Source organism: Rhodococcus sp. KRD162, from assembly GCF_017168335.1.
Classification (GTDB): domain Bacteria; phylum Actinomycetota; class Actinomycetes; order Mycobacteriales; family Mycobacteriaceae; genus Rhodococcoides.
This window is the reverse complement of sequence record NZ_JABFAU010000037.1, coordinates 1-5,577: the sequence shown is the minus strand read 5'-3', so window position 1 is coordinate 5,577 and position 5,577 is coordinate 1. Positions and strand designations below refer to the sequence as shown.

The window sequence follows — 5,577 nt, the reverse complement described above, 5'->3', positions numbered from 1 at the left end:
GACTCATCCGGCTGGCCGCCGCCAAGACCTACTCCCAAGCACCCCACGCAGCATGAGACTTTCGCGAGCACAATAGATGAGGCACGCAGGAATCATTTGGCGAGCATCTTGACATGAGGCACCACGGTGGGTGCGCGTATTCGCTTCAAGCTGCGGTCGAGCCCAGTTCCACCGGGCAGCCTGATACAGTTTCGAGGGTAGCCTTGTAGGCCTCCTCTCGCGTGCAAGCAGGGCGCAACTCCATCTTGGTAGCAGAGCGACTATCAAGCCGATGCCTGGATAAGAATCTAACCACCACGCCGACCATGGCCGCACTGGCACACATGGCCCATAACCCCGCTGGTCCCGCCCAGCTGAGAAGTCAGCCGCCGGCGATCGGGCCAAAGAACGCCGCCAGACAAAAAGAGAGCGAGTACAGTCACTTGCCCCTAAGCCGACGGGCGCCATTTCGGCTGCGAGGCCGGCGTGTGCGCCAATGGTGACCAACCCGACCCGGCCCTTGCGCCGCCGTGCCGCGGGCAACCAGGTCGCGGCAGAAGGCCAGGCGCCCGGCCTCTGATCCTGAGCCGGTAGCGAGTCGCCACCACACTGGTGGGGGCTTGATCGGCTCGGCCCTGGTACCCAGCAACCAGCCGGGACATGCTTGCCCCTTCCGCAGTTACAAGCACCGGGATCTGGACGCCGGCTCGGCAGGATTGCGCCGGTTCACCAGCTCGGGGCTGGCCGTCCGGTAGACCGGCGTCGGGCCGTCCACCGGAGAGCAGGGCGTTGACGAACGTCGTCAATATCTGTCCGTAGCAGGTCCGAGGACGCTCGGGGCGAGGTGCTCCTCGAGGAAGCGGGCAGGGTCGACAGTCGGAGCCTTCTAGCTGCGCAGCACGGGCGCCTACTCCGCATTGGAGAGTGTTCAGTCACTGGAGAGGTCGGCGAACGGTTTCACGCATAAACCATACGAAAACGCCTGCGATCAGAGCAGTAAAAATGGCGAGGAGAGCCGGGGCAAGATTGCTTCCGGTGGCAGAAATCAAGAGAGTCGCTGCGAGGGGAGCCAGCCCGCCAAAAACTGAAGTTGATATGTTGTATCCCACTGCCATAGCCGTGTACCGAACCTCGGTGCGGAATAGCTCAACGAACGCGGTCATCACGGCACCGGAGTAGATGGCAAGCAGCGCGGCTGGGATAAGTTGCCCGATATAGATCAGTGCGGTTGACCCCTGAGTAATCAGATACATGGCGGGAAAACTGAGCAGTACGAAGCCGATGCAGGATCCGAGCAAGAGTGGCTTGCGCCCGACGCGGTCAGAGAGGCCGCCAAAGATTGGGGTGAGCGCTGCGAACGCGACAATTGCCGTGACGTTAGACCAGCGCGCAGTGTTCGGATCGACGTGGATTACCGCAATCAAGTAAGACGGCATGTACATGAGGAAGATGTAGTAACCGACTGATCCAATTGTCGCGACCCCGATGGTCACGACTATCTCTCTCCAGAATTTTTTGATGCTAACCATCAATGGGTTGTGCACAACTGCATCACTCTTTTCGAGTGCCTCAAACGTGGGGGTCTCCTCGACTCCGAGGCGCAGCCACAGGGCTCCGAGAGTTGTGAATATGGCGAGAAGGAAGGGGATCCTCCATGCCCAAACGAAAATTTCTTCCTGAGTGAATACGGCTGACAGGACACCAATCGCTCCCGAGCTAAGCAATAGACCTCCAGCTGTACTTACCTGCTGCCAGCTTCCGTAGAGGCCGCGGTGCGCGGGCGGGGCCGACTCAACCATAAAGATGGCCGAGCCAGATGATTCGCCTCCAGCTGCGATGCCCTGGAGCAGGCGGAGAATTGTAAGTAGGATAGGCGCAGAAATTCCGATGGAGGCCTGGGTTGGCAGCACACCAATAAGTACCGTGCAAATACCGATGAGCAGGACTGAAGTAACGAGAGCCAAGCGCCGGCCGTAACGGTCTCCAATGTGGCCAAACAGCACGGCGCCCAGTGGCTTCGTGAGGTAGCCGGAGGCGAAGACGGCAAAGGTTAAGATCAACGCGCCGGTTCCGTTGTCAGAAAAGAAGAGCTTGGCGAGGATAACCGCCGAATAGCCATAAATCCCGATGTCATAACCCTCCAAGACATTACCGGCTGCGGCGGCGATGGCGGCACGGCGAGAGTGGGTACGTACCGACTCAGACTCGAATTTGGACAGTGTTTGTTTCATTGGTCAGTCTTCCTTCTCTAATAGGCGGAGGGTGAGAATGTCGAACTTCTCCATGTGTCTAATTCGCGATCACTGATGCATCCGACCACTTGAAGCGAAGTTGTGTCGAACACGCGACGGCATGTCGCGTCGCAGAAGCTTTTTGTCTCGCTCGAGAGCATTTTCACGTCGAAGGTCAATCTCTCTTCCTGGGGGAGATTGACCTGGCGCTGCATTCCAGTTGGAGCATGATGGCCTGTGGGCCACTGCCCTCTGTTAGGCAGAGAGTGACTCTGATGGGTGCTATCCACTCGCTCGTCGTTCGTCAATGGTTCCGCTCAATCCGGGCTTCGCAGCTCGTGGCGGTCGCCCGCCTACTCGATCGCGTTGACGCTGGCCAGGCGGCCCAGTGGAGCCGTGGAGAGCCAATGTCGAGTAGGCGCACGGATGTTGGTATGGCGCCTGGCAGCCAGCCGGTTGTGGTTGCTGTTGTATCGGCGTGTATTCACGTCAACCAAGGCGTACCAATCGGGATGGGCTCGGCGGGCCCCATCAGCAGCTGGCGCACAACGAGCGTCAACCGACGACCGGGATGTCGACGGCGATCGCGGGCGTTCAACTTGTCACCGGCGTTGAATCACGGATCCCTCTTGACAGAAGGCTTCTCTGTGTGACAGAAATGGCAGATACTCGCCCCATAGGCGAGCCAGTTGCTTTGATCAGGAGGCTTGAGTTGAACACAGACCTGTCCGTGAACTACATATCCGTCGGCGGAATCAGGACGCGCTATATCGATCAGGGCGAGGGTCCGGTCATCCTCCTGATCCACGGTGGCCACTCGGGTATGAGCATGCCGGTCGGCGGGGATGGTTGGGCTCCCGTCATCGCTCCTCTGGTCGACAAGGGCTTCCGCGTCGTGACCTTCGACAAGCTGGGGCAGGGAGAGACTGACCTCGCGCCGACGCATGCCGAGTGGACGTTCGATGCGGTGGTCAAGCACGCCAGGGGCTTCATCGACGCTCTGGGACTCGAGGACATGATTCTGGTCGGGCACTCGCGCGGTGGCCTGCTGGCGAGCAAGCTCGCTCTTGACATGCCGGAGTCGACCAAAGGTCTCTTCATCGTGTCGAGCGCGACGCTCGCTGGCACCGACGCTAAGTTCCGCGACGTTGAGTTCTACGACGCGATCACGCGTTCGCTTCCGGCGGACGCGTCTCCGGAGGAGATCTGCGGAGCCTACTTCCGTGCGCTGTACGTGACCCCGGTGCCGCAGGAACAAATCAATGCGGCCGCCGCTAAGTACGTCAAGGAGAACCACCAGAACGCCCTCAAGACCTACCCGATGGTTGAGAAGAAATACTGGGAGCCGAGTCTTCAGGCGGCGAAGGACGACATCCGCGCTCGCCTCTTCGCCGGCGAGGTCAATATTCCCGTCGAAGTCGTCTGGGGCCGCGACGATCGCTCGGCGCCGGTTGACCTGGGCATCGCCTTCTACCAGAAGCTCGCCCTCGTCTCGGAGACCACGAGCCTGCACATCCTGGGAACCGCGGGCCACAACGTCTTCGCGGAGCGAACCGAGGACTTCGTTCGAATCCTGGCGGACTACGCAGGCCGTCGCAGCGCCAGCTATGCGACGCGTCGTTGATGGTGATCCTGGGGAACTATCCCGCTTGACGGGGTCTTCGAGTCCGTGCCGGATTGGCGCAGCGCGCCCAGATCGTGCTGCTGGCTTCGGCGTGCGAGTCGAACACCGCGATCGCGGACAAACTGGCCTGTATCTCTTGAAGTGGCCCCCCTGTTCGTGTCCGGTTTCCGGCGACCACGGTGGGCTCTGGGAGAGGGGCCGAAGACAGCGGCGGTTTTCGGCTGGGCGTGATGTGCCCGTGAAAGAGATCGCGGCGCCCGTGGCTCCGTCCTCCCCGGACGAACCCGGTTGAGGGAATTGTTGCCCGGGCTGGTGTGCCGGTTGCGCTCAGCGCGCCGGGCCGGCCCGGCGCAGGCGCCGGATGACGCACAAGCGCGGGATCCTTCGGCGGGCGACAGCCGCAGGGCGGCCCGCATTGGGGCATGGCGGTCCTCCCGCGGGGTGGATTCTACCCCTGATTCCGCTCCCCCTTCCACGGGCCACTGGCTGGCCCCGCCAGAGGGGGCGGAGGAAGAAGCGGTCCCCATCGTGGAAGCCCTCGGCTGCGGCCGGTTCTGGGTCTGAGATCGGTGCCGGGCGGGGCTCACACTGGCCGGGCCTTCAGATCGGACTTGGTCATGCGGAAGGACGCCTCAACCTGCCACAGGTCGTGATACGCGCCGATCACCGCTGCTGCGGACATCTTCTCGGCGCCGGTGACCTTCAGGAACCTCGCCTTCTTCAGCGGCGTGCTGCCCGGGCAGGGACTGGGGAATTAACGGTGTATCCGGCTCGACACGCCGGGGCGGCAAGCCTGGCGGGAAGGAGCCCGATATGGCCGCAACACTTGAGGCTGTGCCGAGTACGAAAACCGTTGACGAACTGACAGAGAAATCCGAGGCCGAGGCTGCCCGCGAGCTGGTCAGGATGGCGAGGGAGCAGGGGCTGTCCCTGGCCGGTCCTGACGGACTGCTCAAGCAGCTGACCAAGACCGTCATCGAAACCGCCCTGGACGAGGAACTGACCGAGCACCTCGGTTATGAACGGCACGACACGGCGGCGAAGGATACTGCCAACTCGCGCAACGGAACGCGGTCCCAGACCGTGCTGACGGAGACGACAGGCCCGGTGCAGATCGACGTTCCGCGGGACCGGGAGGGGTGCCGATAGGCCCTGCTGCGAAGGTCCCGTGCTGCGTTGGCGCCGAGGATCAGCCCCCGATATACGGGGCGGTTTCTAGTGAACGTTGCGAATTAGATGTGTTTGCATCCGGTGTCCTAATCGTTGCATGGCTGCCCGTGGCGAGCGGTCGTTGAGACATGCTCGGGGCCTGTCGTTGAGTCCGTCGCAGACGTCATCGAGCTGGTCTAACTCCACACGTTCAGGTCCGTGCCCTTTGGAAAGTACTGCCGGAGCAGTACGGGGTCGCTTTAAGGGCCCTTCGCAGTTAAGCATGGTTGATGTCTCGGCCGGGCAGGGGCACTGACGGTCGGTGTTGTTGAAACCAAAGACCGGGCCGTGGAGAACGCGGCCTTGAAAGCTGCCGTTTCGTATTTGGCTGCGTCGATCGGGAGGTGCGCCCGGGCTTGTAGAGCCGCAGACCGTCCGTGCCGCAGGCCCATTCCGGTGGCGGACGGTGTGAGGTGTGTCAAGGATGTGAGACAGTCGGGTAGTTTCTTTTCGGTCAGGCAGCAGCGGGAAGCGGCTGGTTTCTGGTTGTGAAGTTGGCCATTGCTGTCGCGGGCGGCAGACCCTCGTTGTTGG

At 61.8% G+C, this 5,577-nt stretch carries 2 protein-coding genes and 2 pseudogenes; 2 read left to right on the top strand and 2 right to left on the bottom strand.

What is annotated here, in order from left to right:
• Window positions 1-911: 911 nt before the first annotated feature.
• The gene (locus J1M87_RS24900) at window positions 912-2,210 is read right to left on the bottom strand and encodes an MFS transporter (RefSeq protein WP_206492435.1); all 1,299 of its coding nucleotides are present in this window, start codon (window positions 2,208-2,210) and stop codon (window positions 912-914) included.
• 571 nt (window positions 2,211-2,781) lie between these two features.
• On the opposite strand from J1M87_RS24900, the gene J1M87_RS24895 reads away from it, so the two are divergent.
• Window positions 2,782-3,834 (top strand): alpha/beta fold hydrolase, encoded by a 1,053-nt coding sequence (locus J1M87_RS24895; protein ID WP_206492434.1) that lies wholly within the window; start codon window positions 2,782-2,784, stop codon window positions 3,832-3,834.
• 586 nt (window positions 3,835-4,420) lie between these two features.
• Here the strand turns inward: J1M87_RS24895 and J1M87_RS29520 are convergent.
• Window positions 4,421-4,570: pseudogene (locus J1M87_RS29520) on the bottom strand (IS1634 family transposase); the annotation flags it as partial.
• Between the two features lie 77 nt (window positions 4,571-4,647).
• On the opposite strand from J1M87_RS29520, the pseudogene J1M87_RS24890 reads away from it, so the two are divergent.
• A pseudogene (locus J1M87_RS24890) lies at window positions 4,648-4,974 on the top strand (transposase); the annotation flags it as partial.
• Window positions 4,975-5,577 lie beyond the last annotated feature (603 nt).